A 15789-nucleotide genomic window follows, 5' to 3' on the forward strand; every position below is an offset into this window, starting at 1 on the left:
AACCTCAAAATTTCAGTGTTCGGCAGGAACGGTTCATGCCCGGTCCATTGCTTCATCCAGCCCTTGATCCTCACCGAGAAAACCGCCGCTCTGATGCTGCCAGAGCCGCGCGTAGGTGCCGTTTCGTTCCAGCAGCTCGGCGTGGGTGCCTTGTTCGATGATGCGGCCCTCGTCCATGACAATCAGCCGGTCCATGGCGGCAATCGTCGACAAACGATGCGCAATGGCGATAACGGTCTTGCCCTGCATCATTTCATCCAGACTTTCCTGGATCGCGACTTCGACTTCGGAATCCAGTGCACTGGTGGCCTCGTCAAGCAGCAGGATCGGTGCGTTCTTGAGCATCACTCGGGCGATGGCGATACGTTGGCGCTGACCGCCGGACAGCTTGATGCCGCGCTCGCCCACCAGGGTGTCGTAACCGGTGTGACCCTGGCGATCGCTCAGTTGGCTGATGAAGCCTTCGGCCTGGGCGTTGATCGCAGCGCGGTGAACCTGCGCATCGGTGGCGTCCGGACGTCCGTAGGCAATGTTGTCGCGGATCGAGCGGTGCAACAGCGACGTATCCTGAGTGACCATGCCGATGGCGCTGCGCAGGCTGTCCTGTGTTACCTGCGCGATGTTCTGCCCGTCGATGCGAATCGTACCGCTGTCGACGTCATAAAAGCGCAGCAGCAGATTGATCAGCGTCGATTTGCCGGCCCCGGAGCGGCCCACCAGACCGATTTTTTCCCCGGCGCGGATGTGCAGGCTCAAGCCGTCGAGCACCTGGCGCTCGCCGTTGTAGTTGAAGTGCACGTTGTCGAAGGTCACGGCACCACCGGAAGGCACCAGCACGCCGGCGTCGGGCGCGTCTTGCACCTTGGGGCCGCGGGTGAGGGTGGCCATGCCGTCCTGCACGGTGCCGATGTTTTCGAACAGCGAGGTCATCTGCCACATGATCCAGTGGGACATGCCGTTGATCCGCAATGCCATGGCAGTGATCGCGGCCACGGCACCCGCACCGACCTGACCCTGATGCCAGAGCCACAGGGCGTAACCGCCGGCACCCAGGATCAAACCGACCACCAGGGCCTGATTGACGATCTCGAACTGACTGACCAGACGCATCTGGCGAAAACCGGTGAGCTTGAAGTCTTCCATCGCCGCCCGCGCGAAGTGCGCTTCGCGGTTGGAGTGCGAGAACAGTTTGACGGTGGTGATGTTGGTGTAAGCGTCGGAAATACGCCCCGTCATCGACGAGCGCGCATGGGCCTGTTCCTGCCCGACCTGTCCCAGGCGCGGCACGAAATACAGCATCGCCAGACCGAACAGGGCGACCCAGGCTATGAACGGCAGCATGAGCTTCAGGGCAAACCCACCGGCCAGGGCGATGATCGCAATGAAATAAACGCCGATACCGGGAGCGATTTCGATGATCGTGAACAGCACTTCGCGCACGGCCAGCGCGGTCTGCATCACTTTGGTCGTGACCCGGCCGGAGAACTCGTCGGAAAAGAACGAAAGGCTTTGCCGCAGCATCAGGCGATGGAAGTCCCAGCGCAGGCGCAGCGGCAGGTTGATGGCCAGAATCTGGTGCTGGACCATCGTGCGCAACGCCACGAGACCAATGCTGGTGAGCAGGACGATGGCGATGCCCCACAGCACGCGGCTTTCCTGACCGCTCGCGGCGCCGCCGGCCTGCCAGGTCGAGAGCAGGTCCACCACTTGCCCGAGAAACGAAAACAGCCAGGCTTCGTAGATCGACACACTGGCACTGAGCAGCGCCAGCGCAAGCACGTAGCCACGGGCACCCCGGGTGCAGGCCCACAGAAAACGCATCAGGCCAACGGGCGGTGGCGGCGCCTCGTCGGGCGGGAAAGGATCGAGCCTGCGTTCAAACACGCGAAGCATAAGGGTCTCCGAAATGATCAGGTTCAGGGGAGTATGCCATCTTCGCCGCTGGCCCCGGATAGGAGGACAACGATCGCTCGGCCATCTTTGACCATTGGTCAGTTCTCAATACTATCCAACAGGGTAAAGACTATTTTTTATCCGGGTCAGCGAAGTGACAGCAGCCCTTGGGAAACGATCACTTTAGCTGAGCCCGGTGACGCAGCTTTCAGGATGGATCTTGAAAGGCGCGGAGCATCGTTCGCTCGATGCGTAACGGAGAACCCGCGCCTTTTCACTTGTTAAGGAGAACGCAGATGGCAAGCAATCGAGTACTCGAAACCTCAGACAAAACAGCGCTCGTCGAAGCCGAGGTGTATCGCTGGTACAACCTGTTTTTCCCGTGGTCACGCGGCATGTCTTCGCAATCGGAAGGCGCCATAAAACCTTTGTACGATGCGCTGGCGGACGATTTTCGTGTGGTGCTCACGGATGGCCAGATCATGGAACGCGCCGACTACTGGGAACGACTGTGGGGCCTGCATGGCAAGCGTGCCGGGAGCCCGGAATCGCATATCACCAATTTGTCGATCACGCCGCTACCCGGTGGTTTTTTCCTGACGGTGTTCGACCTGGTCAAGGACGGGATCACCAAGAAGAAAGTCGACTCGGCGCTCATGCGTCTTGATGAGAACTCCCCATCGGGTATTTCGTGGATTTACGTCCATGAAAGCGAGCATGAGAGGGCGGCCGCGTAAGGTTTCCGATTTCACTTCTGTGCGCCGGTCGCGGTGTTAATCGCCGCGACCTGGGCGACTCATTCTTCGTCGCGGATCTGCATCAGCGCGAACCCCAGCAGATTCAGGCCTTGCCACAGGTCGGGGTTGCTCGCGTTTTGGTGATCCTGGGCGAGGCCGATGCCCCAGATGCTGTCGACCGGACTTGCCTCGACGATGATGCTGGAGCCGGTTTCCTTGAGGAACGCATGCAGTTCCGGGTTTTGCGAGAACTTGGCCCGGTTGGCCCGGACGACAATCTCGTATCGATGTTCCAGCCATTCGTGTTCGTTGAAACCGCGCACCTTGCGGCCAAGCGCCTTGGCTGCGTTGGGTGTGGGCGCCAAAAGTACTTGAGCACGAATGTCCTGATCGCCGAACAAGGCGGCCTTCTCGGCCATCATGAAATGTTCGGCAGTCGCGTAGCGTTGCCCGTCGACAACGAATTCGGCTTCAAACCACTGACTGAAGCACGAAGCAGTGACGCCGTGCTTGCTGCGCTGGTGTCCCCAGAAAAAGACATAGTTCAGATCCTCTCCGGCGTTGAAACGGGAGCGGAGGTCTTCCAGGTATTTGGAATCGTGCAATTGGACTTCCTTGGCAATTGGATTTTGGCGTGGGAGGTTTACCACGATATGTACTCACGAGAGACTCGGCGAGCCTGAATACCTCACTTCATTCCTGCGCCATAGAAATGGTTGAGTAGTATCAGCTCAATCACAGCGACAAAAACGCACAGCACAAGAAAGCCGGGACTGAAGACACGCTTGCGACCGGATGAGCTTATATTCATCCAGTCAGTGCCTGAATCTGCGGAAATCAGCAGCAGGAACGCTATCCAGGTACAGGCCCAGACTTTGCCCCAGAAGCCAAGATTTCTGAAAGAAGTCATCCGTGTTTTTCCGTATGCCGCTTGATTCGGCAGATCTTTAATTGTTGGTCAGGCCTGGCGGGGGCATTTACGCCTTCACGACACTTGGTTATGAAGGCGGAGAAAAGGGGACTGATTTATTTTCTGAGAAGTTAAGTCAGTCCTCTTTTCGATACTATCGACCTAGCGATGCTTTTATAAGGCGCAGTCCGTCTTGCCAAGACTCGTATTCTTCACTCTCGATCCAAAGCTCCGCGAGCTCTGAGTTTTCGGATAACACACGCTCAATGACCACTTGTGCTTTGGTGAGCAGAGCCGAACCTGGTTTAGTCGTTTGACTCTTCACCCAAGTAGATAGCGCCTCATCAAGGGTTCCAGGGATTTCCTGGCCGTTGAGCAACGCCAAAACCGCTGCAGCAGCTATCCCACGGTCTGCCTCGGGAGCCTCCAGATACTCATCCGCTGCAATTACATCCTCCAGCGCTGACTGGATCAGATCGAGATTGCTGGACTCGCTCAGTTCAATAGCAAAATCAGCTGCTTCGTCGTTCCCAAATGCATGAATTGACCATGTACCCATCGATTATTCGTCCTTTAACATCGGTGCTGCAGCACCAAGAATTTACGCAGTTCGGAAGTGCGGTTGCAACTTGCGGTTTTTTTTCGTACGCGGAGTAAAAGTGCTGATTACTTGTTCCGCATCAGCACATACGCTTCACCGCCGTTCCGGTCATGGTGAAGAATAAAGTTGTTGTCCTGGATACGCACCTTCGATGGCACACGATCTGCTACCGGCGTTTGCGAGTAAGTCTGCGCGGCGCTCAGCAGCTGGCGGGTCAGACTGTCGTCGGGTTGGTTCGGAGTGGTAACGACGCATTCCTTTTCGGAAAGTTGCACGGAGAGGTTTTTGTCTGCGGTGAAGCCGATGCGCGTAAAGCCCATGTCCTGAAGGTCATTGATGCCGAACCGCTTGGCCGCTTCAGCGGAGCCGGCGAATGAAGGGGCGGTCTTCAGGCAGATGTCGACGAAGGCTTCGATGGCCTTGGAGGTGACCGGCGTTGATGCAGTTGGCGTTGCAGTGGTGCAGCTGGCGAGGACTAACAGGCTGGACAAGGCGAGGGGGCGGAACAACATATTGGACATGCAGCGGGGTCCTTCCATTTGAAATTCGAAATACAGGCGTGAGCTGAGCGGCGCCGGAACGGACCGCTTGCGAATGGTAAATCAAATCGAGTACGGGGCTTATGACTTTGTTAACCCCGGTGTTTGCTGGCAGCGCGCTCGCGACGTGAGCCGGTGCGCACCAGGGCTGGCCTGACAAGGGTCGGCAGATTCGCTTATCCAGGACCGGCCCACCGCTGCGTGGGCGGCAAGCCGGCAATGTTGCGCGGTTCAGCGCTTGAGCAGGTCCAGCGCGACGTCGACGATCATGTCTTCCTGACCGCCAACCATACGACGTCTGCCCAGTTCGACCAGTATGTCCAGGGTCTTGAGGCCGTACCTGGCGGCGGCATTTTCGGCATGCCGCAGGAAGCTTGAATAGACGCCGGCATAACCCAGTGCCAGGGTTTCACGGTCGACCCGTACCGGGCGGTCCTGCAACGGACGCACGATGTCGTCGGCGGCATCGAGCAGCGTGTAGAGGTCCGTGCCGTGGTTCCAGCCGAGACGTTCGGCGGCGGCGATGAACACTTCCAGCGGCGCGTTGCCGGCGCCGGCCCCCATACCGGCGAGACTTGCATCGATCCGGTCGCAGCCTTCCTCGACAGCGGTGATCGAGTTGGCGACGCCCAGCGACAGGTTGTGGTGGGCGTGCACGCCGGTTTCGGTTTCCGGTTTCAGAACGGCTTTGAAAGCCCGGAAGCGCTCGCGAACATCCTGCATGTTCATCGCGCCACCGGAGTCGGCCATGTACACGCAGGTCGCGCCATAGCTTTCCATCAGCCGGGCCTGGGCCGCCAGGTGCTCAGGGGCGATCATGTGGCTCATCATCAGGAAACCGACGGTGTCCATGCCCAGTTCGCGAGCGTACTCGATGTGCTGTTTCGAAACGTCGGCTTCCGTACAGTGCGTGGCGATGCGCACCACGCGTGCGCCGGCATCATAGGCGGCCTTGAGGTCGTGCACCGTGCCGATCCCCGGCAGCAGCAGGGTGGTGATTTTGGCGTGCTCGATGACATCGGCAGCCGCTTCGATCCATTCCAGATCGGTATGGGCGGCAAAGCCATAGTTGAAGCTCGAACCCTGCAGGCCGTCGCCGTGGGCGATTTCGATCGAATCGACCCTGGCCTTGTCCAGTGCGCGCGCAATGTCCTGAACATTCTGCAGCGAGTACTGATGTCGGATGGCATGGCTGCCGTCGCGCAGGGTCACGTCGGAGATGTAGATTTTCTTGCCGGGATTGAATGTCATGTCGGGCCCCTCAGGCGTTGAGCATCGACTGCGCCATGCGCTCGGCGGTGGCCAAGGCAGCGGAGGTCATGATGTCGAGATTGCCGGCGTAGGCTGGCAGGTAATGGGCGGCGCCTTCGACCTCAAGGAATACCGAGGTCTTGAGGCCGCTGAAGCGTCCCAGACCCGGAATGTTCAGGGGTGCCGATTCGGCAATGACGTCAAACTGAACCTTCTGTTTCAAGCGATAGCCCGGCACATAGGCCTGGACGGCCGCCACCATCTCCTCGACGGAAGCCTCGATCTGCGCCTGATCGGCGGTTTCGGACAGCACGAACACCGTGTCACGCATCATCAGTGGCGGTTCGGCGGGGTTCATGATGATGATCGCCTTGCCTCTGGAGGCCCCACCCACCATTTCGATGGCCCTGGAGGTGGTTTCTGTGAACTCGTCAATGTTGGCGCGGGTGCCGGGGCCGGCCGATTTGCTGGCGATCGAAGCGACGATTTCGGCGTAGTGAACCCGGGCAACACGGGATACGGCGGCGACCACTGGAATGGTCGCCTGACCGCCGCAGGTGACCATGTTGACGTTGAGTCGATCCAGATTTTGCTCCAGATTGACCACTGGAATGCAGTAAGGGCCGATAGCTGCCGGAGTGAGGTCGATCAGGCGGATCCCCGGCTTGATCGAGCGCAGGCGTTTTTCGTTCTCGATATGGGCGCCCGCCGAGGTGGCATCGAAGACGAAGTCGATGTCCTTGAACGCGTCCATGCGGGTCAGGCCTTCAACCCCCTCGTGGGTGGTCGCGACGCCCATGCGTTCGGCACGGGCGAGACCGTCGGACGCTGGGTCGATGCCGACCATCACCGCCATTTCCAGATGTCTGGCGTTGCGCAGAATCTTGATCATCAGGTCGGTGCCGATGTTGCCGGAGCCGATGATGGCGACCTTGAGTTTGGTTTGACTCATGGGAGCAATCTCTCAGAATGGCCAGGCCACGACAGCCCGGCGCAGAAGGACGGGCAGGTCAGATGAAGCGGCAACGGATCTGGCCAAGTCGGGTCAGGTGCAAGCGCAGGCTGTCCCCGGCCACGACAGGTGTCATCGGCCCCAGGGCGCCGGAGAGCAGCACGTCGCCGGCCTGCAAGGGACGGCCCATCCGGGCCATGGTGCGAGCCAGCCACAGGCAGGCGTCCACCGGATTGCCGAGGCATGCGGCACCGACACCGATCGACGCCGTGGCGGCATTTTTTTCCAGCAGCATGCCTTCCAGCCGAAGGTCCAGGGAGGCAAGTGGAGTCGGCTGTTTACCCAACACATACAACCCTGATGAAGCGTTGTCCGCCACCGTGTCCACCAGCGATATGTTCCAGTTCTCGATGGCCGAGTCGACGATTTCCAGCGCAGGCACCACGTACTCCACCGCCCGCAGCAGTTCCGCGAGGGTCGTATCTTCATACGCAAGATCGCGGCCCAGAACGAACGCAATCTCGCCTTCGGCCTTGGGCTGGATCAACTGACTGATCTGGATTTCACCGCCATCGGCGATTTCCATATCGGCGAACAGCATGCCGAAATCCGGTTGATCGACGCCCAGTTGCTGTTGCACGGCAGACGAAGTCAGTCCGATTTTACGGCCGACCAGACGCCGTCCCTGGGCCAGGGCCCGTTGGGTGTTGATCTCCTGTACGGCATAGGCGCCGGTCAACGAATCGATACCGAAAGTGGACGAGATCCGTGCACAGGGTTCGCGTTGCTCCCGTGCTCTGGCCAAGGCAGCGGCGGCGTCTTGCAGAGGCTTCAGAGGGAACTGGCTCATGCGATTTTCCTCAGCAGGCGGGGCTCGTCTGCGACGACTTCAGCGCCGGGGCTCCATTGCAGCTGGAACTTGAGTTCGTTGATGGCCCGATCCAGATCCGCAGCTTCGACCATGGCGAAGGTGAATTTGTCCGGGCGCACCACGGCGATGGCTCCGCTGGAGAACCCCGAGCGTTTGAACCAGGCCACCATCTCGCCCTGCACGTCCTCCAGTTCGAGCAATTCACTGGTATTGGAACGGTCGGTGTCGGCGCCCTGTGGACGGGTGCCGAACGGGAAGAGGGTGGCGAAACGCGTGTTCTGGATATCCAGCAATTTCCGGGAGGCCTGACTCAGGTGGGCGCGTGGATCGACTTCAAGACCGATCAAGGCAAAACCGTCGCCCAGCAGGTCATCGAGCAATACGCGCAGGCCCTTGAAGGTGCGGACTTCGGGTTGCGGAATCATCCGGCCTTCCGGCGAGCGCCGGTGGCGGCGTGGCATGCCCAGATAGCTGTCAGGGACATAGGTCGGGGCCGGTTTGAAACGGCCTTCGCGAACATAGCGGCCGAGAAATGGTGTCGCCAGGACGGTCTTGACCAGCAGGTTGCGCATCAGGCTGGAAACCGGACTGGACATCGAGACGAAGTCCTTCATCTGCACCGAAATATCAATCATCGCCTTGGCATGGTGGAAGCGTTCGCTGCCATAGGTGTCAAGCAGTCGCTCACCGGCTTGCCCCTTGATCACGGCGTCGATTTTCCAGGCCAGGTTGTAGGCGTCACGCACACCGGAGCTCATGCCCTGGCCCATGAACTGCGGCGTCATGTGGGCAGCATCGCCGGCAATCAATACCCGGCCCTTGCGCCAATCCTTCGCCACCAGCGCGTTGAAGGTGTAGACCAGCTTGCGTTTGACCTCGAACTTGTCCGGATCGACGTAACGGCTGATCAGGTTGCGCACCACGGTCGGGTCTTCCATCTGTTCGCGAGTCTGGCCGGGCATCAGCATGAATTCGAAACGATGGAAACGACCGGGCTGAGGACAGCAGACTGTCGGGCATTCAGGGTCGCAGATAAAGCTGAAGTAGGGCAGATGACGCAAGGCGTCCTCGCCTTCCTTCATCTCCAGGTCGACCACCAGCCAGGGTTCGGGAAAGTTCTTGCCGCTCATGCCGATGCCCAAGGCCTCACGAACCGTACTGCGGCCGCCGTCAGCCCCCACCAGATAGCGCCCGCGAATGGTTTGCGGGTCGGGATCGACTTCGGATGCCTGCCGGGCATCCGTCGCATCACTGAAGCGGAAGGTGCTGGTGGCCTGATGGGTCACGGTCACCCCATGTTCATCCTGGGTGAACTGCGTGAGTTCACGACCACGGGCAACCCGCACATTGGGGTAACGCTCGAGCAGATCGCTCAGCGTGGTTTCCAGCCAGGGCTGGTAAAGGAAGTTGATGATCGGCCAGCCGTAAGGGCGATCGAGGCGCCAGTACTGGCCGAGGATCTTGCCATTGGCCAGCACCCATTGAGCGGGTGTATCGACTTGCATGTTGGCTGAAAGCTCGGCGGCAACACCGGCCGCCTGCATGACGCGCATGCATTCGTCGTCCGTATAGACCGCACGGGCGTTGCCGTAAAACATCGGCTCGCGTTCCAGTACGAGCACCGACAGACCTCGCTTGCCGAGCAGATGCGCGAGCGTGGCGCCCGTCGGGCCAAGCCCGGAAATAATCACATCGACGCTCGTTACAGACTCGTTTTTGTTATTCATGACGATATCTCTCTTACAGCGGTGAATATTCGGACTTGAGCAACGAACGTGTGCCGCGGGCGAAGTTGGCCAGGTTGGTGGTCAACGTGTGCCAGGCACCGCTTTTCTCCGGGCGATGCCCCCAAAGGCTGATGCCTTGATAGGAGGTTGTGCGCCAAAGAGCCTCATCGACCACCCTGGCGTTGCAACCCAGTTCCAGCTCGAAACCGCTGGGGCTCATCACGTAGAACGATTGCTCACGGTCGTTGGGGTGCTCTCCGATTTCGTGGGCCATTTCGAAACCGAGGGTCCGGCAACGCAAATAGGCGTTGGTCAGTTCACCGACCGAGGTGGTCAGCATGTTCATGTGCTGTACGCGGGTACGAATCGGATCCATCGGCAGGCCACGCAAGCGGGCGATGGCAATCGAGTGGTGACGTTCGTTGACCCGGAAGAAGTCAATGTCCAGGGTCACTCCGGCAATCCGCTCGACGATGTGGTCGCTGGCTCTGGCATCAAATATTTCCTGCCAGAAGCGCTGCATCTGCTGTGGTTTGCGCGAGGTGATCGCCAAGTGGCCCATTCCGGCGGAACCGGTGATGAAACCTGCACTGAGCATGTTCAGGGGCTTGTCGCTCAGCAGCGGCTCCCAGAACAGCTCGACGGCCATGCGTTTGGGGCCGAGCACCCGCCAGAACCTTTTCACGCCGCGTTGTGCGGCTTCTTCCGGTTGGCTGGGCTGCGCTTGGATACCGAGGCGTTGCAGGCGCTTGAGCACTTCGTCGAGGGTGGCCTGGTCGCGTAATTGCCAGCCGACGGCGAGAAAATCTTCCTGCGGGCCGCGCTGGATAATGATCCGCCGCTGGTGCTGATCCATACGGAAAGCCAGGGTTTGCTCGTCCGAACTGGCCAGGTGCAGACCGATGCCGTGCTGGAGCAGCTCACGCCAACGCGCCAGGTGGCGAGACTCGATCAACGCATAGCCCATGCTGCTGGCGCCGAAGATGTCCGGCGTTGTTCGACTGATCGTTGCTTGATTGTTCATGACGACAACTCAGCGCGCTGTGCGACTGGCGAGGAACGCCAGGGTCACGGAGTTGAATTCGTCCGCACGTTCCCACTGCACCCAATGACCGGTCCGGCTGAACAGGTAGAGGTTGCAATCTGGCATGCGACTGCGTAGCGCCTCGCCACCGCTGGGACGGTTGACCTTGTCTTGCGCGCCCCAAAGCACCAGGGTCGGAACCTGGCAATGCTTGAGGCGTGAATCGCGGGTGAAGTCCCAGCGCGAGAAGCGGGGAATACCGGTTGGCCGGCGCAGGGGAGGGGCCGCAATGACCTGCGGGTCGATACTCGCCTCGAAACGTTCGCGGATCATTTCGTCACTGACCTGGCTGCCGTCATACACCAGGTAGTCGCGGATAAAACGCGTGATCTTGGCCAGCGTCGGGCCTTCACCGTTGTAGTACTCGAGCAACAGCTTGAGACCGGGTGTCGGCAGGCTGCGAGTGGTATTGACGCCACCGGGGCCCATCAGCACCAAAGCCGACACCCGGCCGGGTGCATCCAGCGCCATGCGCAAGGCACAGGCACCACCCAAAGAGTTGCCCACCACGTGGGCGCTGCTGATGTTCAGGGTGTCGAGCAGGCCGAGCATCGCCCCCGCCAGATCGCCGAAGGGGTCCTTGCGATCCACACCTTTGGTGGAGCGGCCGTAACCGGGCATGTCGACCACAATGACGCGGAACTGCCGGGCAAGCGATTCGATATTGCGCGAGTAGTTTGAGAGCCCCGAGGCTCCCGCTCCGCCACCATGAAGCATCAGCAGGGGATGGCCGACGCCCGTTTCGCTGATGAAAATCTGCCGACGACCCACTTGTACCGTTCGCGAGGTCAGGGCAGGAAGAGGTTCTTTATTGTTCATTGTCAGTTCCTGGCGTAAGGCACTTCGACCCGGGCGGTGGGTCAGTGCTTGCGACAGACTCTAACACTCAAGATTAGAATTGAACAACAGTGTTCAATTGTCTTTTTTGCGGGCAATAAAAAAGCCAGACTCCCCAAGGGATCTGGCTCAAGAAAGTCAGCGTAGGACTTCAGGCTGCGAGAAGGGGCAGATCCTGTGTAGCTATGCCGCGCGCTTCATCGGCTGGCACGCCGAGCGCCCTGAGAACGAATTCGGCCATATCGGAACCCGCGTCGCGCCAGGTCTTGTGCCCCTGAAGTACCAGCATCGTGGCCCCCAGCACGCCGCCACCGATCATCGCCATCACCGAAGGCAGTTGCTCCTGTCGAAAGCTGTATTGCTCACTGCTCAGGCCGCTGAGCACATCGTGCATGGGTGGGCCGCTCCACATCTGTTGCAGCGTCTCATTGCTGGCCCCGTAGCGCACGATAAAGGCTCCCCAGTGCGGCTCTTCATGGGCGCGGCGGATATACAGGCGGATACCGGTGGCCAAGCGGACGGCGGGGGATGCATGGGGATCCGTACTGCGCGCGGCCCTGTCGTTCATCTCGGCACTGAGCTGGCTGGCGACATCTTCGAACAGCGTCTCCACCGAGTTGAGGTTGTTGTAGATCGTGCCGCGCGCTACCCCGGCGATCTGTGCCAGTTCGCTGACATTGACCTCTTCGACACGTTTCTCGACAAACAGCCGGATCGCAGCTTCATGGATGCGCTTCTGCACGGGACTGAGTTTCAAAGCAATGAGCTCCAACGGAGAGATTCCGGACATTGAACAAGCGCGTTCAAAATAAAGCAAATCAGCGTTTGCCGATCATTGACATAATTGAACACAAATGTTCAATATTGATCTCGAAAGTTGTACGCCCACCGAGCACAGCTCTTTACCCAATGGCCGCAGGCGCTCGGTCGAAGCCCAAACAAGAGAGTCAGCATGTCAATCAAGCAAGGCCGTATCGATGTCCACCATCACATCATTCCCCCCGCATTCGTCGATGCGATGAATACCAGAGGGCTGCACTCCGTTGCGGGTGCGCCGCTGCCAGACTGGACCCCGGAAAAATCCATTGAGGTGATGGATGCGAACGGCATCGAACGGGCGATCACCTCGCTGTCTGCGCCCGGCGTCCACTTCGGTGACGGGGTCCAACAGGCCAGCGAGCTGGCGCGACGCTGCAACGAGTTCGCCGCGCAGATGCGCACGCGCTACCCGAGCCGCTTCGGCAACTTCGCGGTGCTGCCGATGCCGTTCACCGAGGCCGCCTGCCGTGAAGCCATTCACGCGCTGGACGTGCTCAAGGCAGAGGGCATTGTTTTGCTGGGCAGCACCGACGGGGTGTTTCTGGGTGATCCGCGCTTCGACGAACTGATGGCCGAACTCGACCGCCGAAAAGCCGTGGTATTCATCCATCCCAACATGCACCAGACCAGCGAAAGCATCGGTCTGCAGACCCCGGGATTTCTCATCGAGTTTCTCTGCGATACCACGCGCGCGGCGGTCAATCTGATCCTCAGCGGGACCATGGAGCGCTATCCCGGCATTCGCTGGATTCTGTCCCACTCCGGCGGCTTCCTGCCGTTTGTGGCCTGGCGTGTTTCGCTGGCCAACATGTTGCCGGAATTTCAGCAACACGCGCCGCAAGGCGTCATGACCTACATCCGTCGCTTTTACTTCGACACGGCGTTGTCACCATCACCTTATTCCATGGCGGCGCTCAAGGAGCTGGTGGAACCGTCACACATTCTTTTCGGCAGTGACTTTCCCTTCGCCCCGGCTCCCGCCACGGCGCTGCAGTGCCGGACGCTGGAAAGCCTGGAGATGTGGTCGCCGGCGATCATGCATGGCATCAACCGGGCCCATGCACTCAGTCTTTTTCCGCAGTACAGCCAGCCCAATGAAGTGGTCACCCCGGCACCGATCTATGAGGGCGAATCCTTCTCTCAACGCTTGCGACGCAGCATGACCCGACCGATCGGTGCGCTGGCCGAGCGGATGCGCAAACGCTGAATCAACCCGTCGCCATGGATGGCCGGCGACGCTTCACATCATTGAATCCAACGATCCATCCGCGTGCCTTGGGTGTTCGCACCCACCAAAAAAATAACAAGAGCCAGATCATGACAATAAGAAATCAGCTTTGCGTGCTGGGGCTTTGCCTCACCTCCACTCAACTCCTGGCCAACGGCCTGCAAATCAACGAACAGAGCATCAGCTCGGGAGGCAAGGCTTATTCCGGTCGGGCTTCTGATGTGCAGGACGCCTCGATCGTTTACGGCAACCCCGCCGGCATGTCCCGCCTGGCGGGTGAACACGTCAGTGGCGGTCTCAGTTTCATCGATGTCAGTTCGCGCATCAGCAACGTCAATACCACGGTGTCGGGCACTTCGCACGGCGATATGGTGCCTGATCCGATCGTCGTGCCGTCGGGCTTCTACACGCTGCAACTCAACGAGGACTGGCACGTGGGTTTCGGGGTTTACGCCCCGTTTGGCGGGAGCACGGACTACGAAAGCAACTTCCAGGGACGCTACCGCAGCTCGCAGACTCAGGTGAAGGTCGTCACCTTGCAGCCGACGGTCAGTTACCGGATCAATGATCGACTGTCCGTGGGGTTTGGGCCGACGATCAACCGCATCGACGGGCTGCTCGAAAGCAAGATCGCCAACAGCGCGGTGGGCGGGCAGGGCGACGGGACCGTCAAAGTCACCGGCGACGACACGGCAATGGGCTTCAGTCTGGGCATCCTGTTCGACCCGCTCGACGACCTGACCCTGGGGCTCACCTATCACTCCAGAGTCGATTACAACCTGAGCGGAAAGACCAAGGTCTCCGGTGCCAATGGATTGCTGGCACCGATCCCGGTGCTGGGGCTGCCGGGACTCAACGGTAAATATGACGCGAGCCTGGATTTCACTTCACCGGAAACGGTCGATGCCTCGGCGACCTGGCGCATCAATGAACGACTGGATGTCTCCGCCGGCGCGTTGTGGAGTCGCTGGAGCCGCGTGCAGGAATTGAGGGTGCTGAACTCCGGCGTGCCACAGGCCTATGGCCCTTTCGATACGATCCTCGAAACCCTGAAGTGGCGTGACACCTGGTCGTTCTCCACCGGCATAGCCTATCGCCTGAACAAGCAATGGAAGGTTCGTGGCGGGATCGCCTATGAGCCGACGCCGATGCCCAATCAGTACACGTCCACCCGTGCACCAACGGGAGACCGGAAGATTTTCACGGTTGGCCTGAACTGGCAGATGACCGATCAGACCTCTCTGGATCTGGGATACGGCTACATCCACGAAGATCCGGTGAAGGTTTCACAGGACACGTCCCAGGGCGGGCTGCGTCCGGGTTACAGCGCCACCTACCAGAACACGGTCAATGGCCTTGGGCTGCAGTTGAATCACAGCTTCTGATCAGTCTTGCTCGACGACAAGATTGCGCTGGACACCCAGATCGACAATGCCGTCCGCGCTACGGATTCTCGCCTCGACCCTGTCGCCCGGCTTGAGGTAGCGCTCGCGACGGGCCTGGGCCTTCAGAAACAGTTTCCACTTGAGGGCCTCGGGCAGCAGGGCGGCAATGCGCTGGGTGGCGGGTGATGGAATGGCCAGCGCACAGCCGGCCGGAGTGCCTGTGGCAATCAGGTCTCCGGCCGCGAGATCTTGCACGGCAGACAGTTCTGTCAGGGTCTGCGCAGGGGGGTAAACCATGTTCGCGGTATTGTCGTCTTGGCGCAGTTGGTCGTTGACGGTCAGGCGCAGCTGCAAGGCCTTGAGGTAGTGCATCTGGTTGGCTTCCAACAGACACAAATAAGGCCCGACCGGGCCGAAGGTGCGGAAACTTTTGCCTTTGTAGAACTGCATCTGCGGAATCTGGATGTCCCTCGCCGAATAGTCATTGACGATGACCAGTCCGGCCACGAACTGGTGCAGGTTGCTGTCGTCAATCTGGACCGGGCCGTTGATGTCGCTGCGCATGACCAGGCCCAACTCGATCTCGTAGTCGAGAAAGCGGACATGGCGTGGCTTGATCAGGTCGCTGTCGGCCGGGCAAATGCAACTGGCTGCCTTGGTAAACATCATGTTGTACGACTTGGCGTCCGGATCCATCCCGGACTCGATCATGTGCTGACGGTAGTTGGCACCCTGACAGACAAACTGCTGGTTGCGGGTGACCGGGGAGAGCAGCCGCACTTGATTGAGGTCGAGTGTCGGGCTCTTCAGGTCGCGCAACTGCTCGATGCTGACTTGCCGGATGAACTCGCCGGTTGTCGCGTATTGCCCAGAAACGGGCGTGATGCGCTGATTGTGAATACGTCCCCATTGGACGGTGTTCTGATATTCGAAACGGACAACCTGCACAGCCATG

At 59.8% G+C, this 15789-nt stretch carries 16 protein-coding genes; 3 read left to right on the forward strand and 13 right to left on the reverse strand.

Annotated elements, in window-relative coordinates; genetic code table 11:
• Positions 1 to 33: 33 nt before the first annotated feature.
• The gene (locus AC07NR_RS07035; protein ID WP_495078168.1) at positions 34 to 1893 is read right to left on the reverse strand and encodes an ABC transporter ATP-binding protein; all 1860 of its coding nucleotides are present in this window, start codon (positions 1891 to 1893) and stop codon (positions 34 to 36) included.
• Between the two features lie 296 nt (positions 1894 to 2189).
• Here AC07NR_RS07035 and AC07NR_RS07040 point away from each other — a divergent pair, with 296 nt between their 5' ends.
• Positions 2190 to 2630 (forward strand): hypothetical protein, encoded by a 441-nt coding sequence (locus tag AC07NR_RS07040; protein WP_085709877.1) that lies wholly within the window; start codon positions 2190 to 2192, stop codon positions 2628 to 2630.
• A gap of 59 nt (positions 2631 to 2689) precedes the next feature.
• On the opposite strand, the gene ybiA is transcribed toward AC07NR_RS07040, so the two are convergent.
• From ybiA to AC07NR_RS07095, 11 genes are all read right to left on the reverse strand, one after another.
• Positions 2690 to 3235 carry a riboflavin biosynthesis intermediates N-glycosidase gene (ybiA, locus tag AC07NR_RS07045; RefSeq protein ID WP_495078169.1) on the reverse strand — a complete coding sequence of 182 codons (546 nt, stop codon included), beginning with the start codon at positions 3233 to 3235 and terminating at the stop codon, positions 2690 to 2692.
• Between the two features lie 83 nt (positions 3236 to 3318).
• Entirely contained in the window at positions 3319 to 3540 is a 222-nt protein-coding gene (locus tag AC07NR_RS07050; protein WP_495078170.1) for a hypothetical protein, read from the reverse strand.
• 154 nt (positions 3541 to 3694) lie between these two features.
• The gene (locus tag AC07NR_RS07055; RefSeq protein ID WP_495078171.1) at positions 3695 to 4099 is read right to left on the reverse strand and encodes a DUF4259 domain-containing protein; all 405 of its coding nucleotides are present in this window, start codon (positions 4097 to 4099) and stop codon (positions 3695 to 3697) included.
• A gap of 107 nt (positions 4100 to 4206) precedes the next feature.
• A complete protein-coding gene (locus AC07NR_RS07060; protein WP_248741613.1) occupies positions 4207 to 4662 on the reverse strand; it encodes a hypothetical protein in 456 nt (151 codons plus the stop codon).
• A gap of 249 nt (positions 4663 to 4911) precedes the next feature.
• The gene (gene dmpG / locus AC07NR_RS07065) at positions 4912 to 5931 is read right to left on the reverse strand and encodes a 4-hydroxy-2-oxovalerate aldolase (protein WP_495078172.1); all 1020 of its coding nucleotides are present in this window, start codon (positions 5929 to 5931) and stop codon (positions 4912 to 4914) included.
• A 10-nt stretch (positions 5932 to 5941) separates the two neighbouring features.
• A complete protein-coding gene (locus AC07NR_RS07070) occupies positions 5942 to 6883 on the reverse strand; it encodes an acetaldehyde dehydrogenase (acetylating) (RefSeq protein WP_495078173.1) in 942 nt (313 codons plus the stop codon).
• A 58-nt stretch (positions 6884 to 6941) separates the two neighbouring features.
• On the reverse strand, positions 6942 to 7733 hold the full coding sequence (locus tag AC07NR_RS07075; protein WP_495078174.1) for a 2-keto-4-pentenoate hydratase: 792 nt from the start codon (positions 7731 to 7733) through the stop codon (positions 6942 to 6944).
• Complete coding sequence (gene mhpA, locus AC07NR_RS07080; protein ID WP_495078175.1) at positions 7730 to 9481, reverse strand: bifunctional 3-(3-hydroxy-phenyl)propionate/3-hydroxycinnamic acid hydroxylase MhpA; 1752 nt, start codon at positions 9479 to 9481, stop codon at positions 7730 to 7732. The genes AC07NR_RS07075 and mhpA overlap by 4 nt, the downstream gene beginning before the upstream one ends.
• Positions 9482 to 9494: 13 nt before the next feature.
• The gene (locus AC07NR_RS07085; protein ID WP_495078176.1) at positions 9495 to 10505 is read right to left on the reverse strand and encodes a VOC family protein; all 1011 of its coding nucleotides are present in this window, start codon (positions 10503 to 10505) and stop codon (positions 9495 to 9497) included.
• Between the two features lie 9 nt (positions 10506 to 10514).
• Positions 10515 to 11384: an alpha/beta fold hydrolase gene (locus AC07NR_RS07090; protein WP_495078177.1), complete on the reverse strand. Its 870-nt coding sequence runs from the start codon at positions 11382 to 11384 to the stop codon at positions 10515 to 10517.
• Positions 11385 to 11553: 169 nt separating this feature from the next.
• Complete coding sequence (locus AC07NR_RS07095; protein ID WP_085710178.1) at positions 11554 to 12159, reverse strand: TetR/AcrR family transcriptional regulator; 606 nt, start codon at positions 12157 to 12159, stop codon at positions 11554 to 11556.
• Positions 12160 to 12354: 195 nt separating this feature from the next.
• Between AC07NR_RS07095 and AC07NR_RS07100 the strand changes: the two genes are divergently transcribed.
• Positions 12355 to 13428 (forward strand): amidohydrolase family protein, encoded by a 1074-nt coding sequence (locus AC07NR_RS07100; RefSeq protein WP_495078178.1) that lies wholly within the window; start codon positions 12355 to 12357, stop codon positions 13426 to 13428.
• 110 nt (positions 13429 to 13538) lie between these two features.
• Positions 13539 to 14834, forward strand: coding sequence for an OmpP1/FadL family transporter (locus AC07NR_RS07105; protein ID WP_495078179.1), 1296 nt, complete (start codon positions 13539 to 13541; stop codon positions 14832 to 14834).
• Here the strand turns inward: AC07NR_RS07105 and AC07NR_RS07110 are convergent, their stop codons facing one another.
• Complete coding sequence (locus AC07NR_RS07110) at positions 14835 to 15788, reverse strand: fumarylacetoacetate hydrolase family protein (protein WP_248739711.1); 954 nt, start codon at positions 15786 to 15788, stop codon at positions 14835 to 14837. It abuts the gene before it with no gap.
• Position 15789 lies beyond the last annotated feature (1 nt).

The organism is Pseudomonas sp. GW821-FHT09C09, assembly GCF_059418105.1.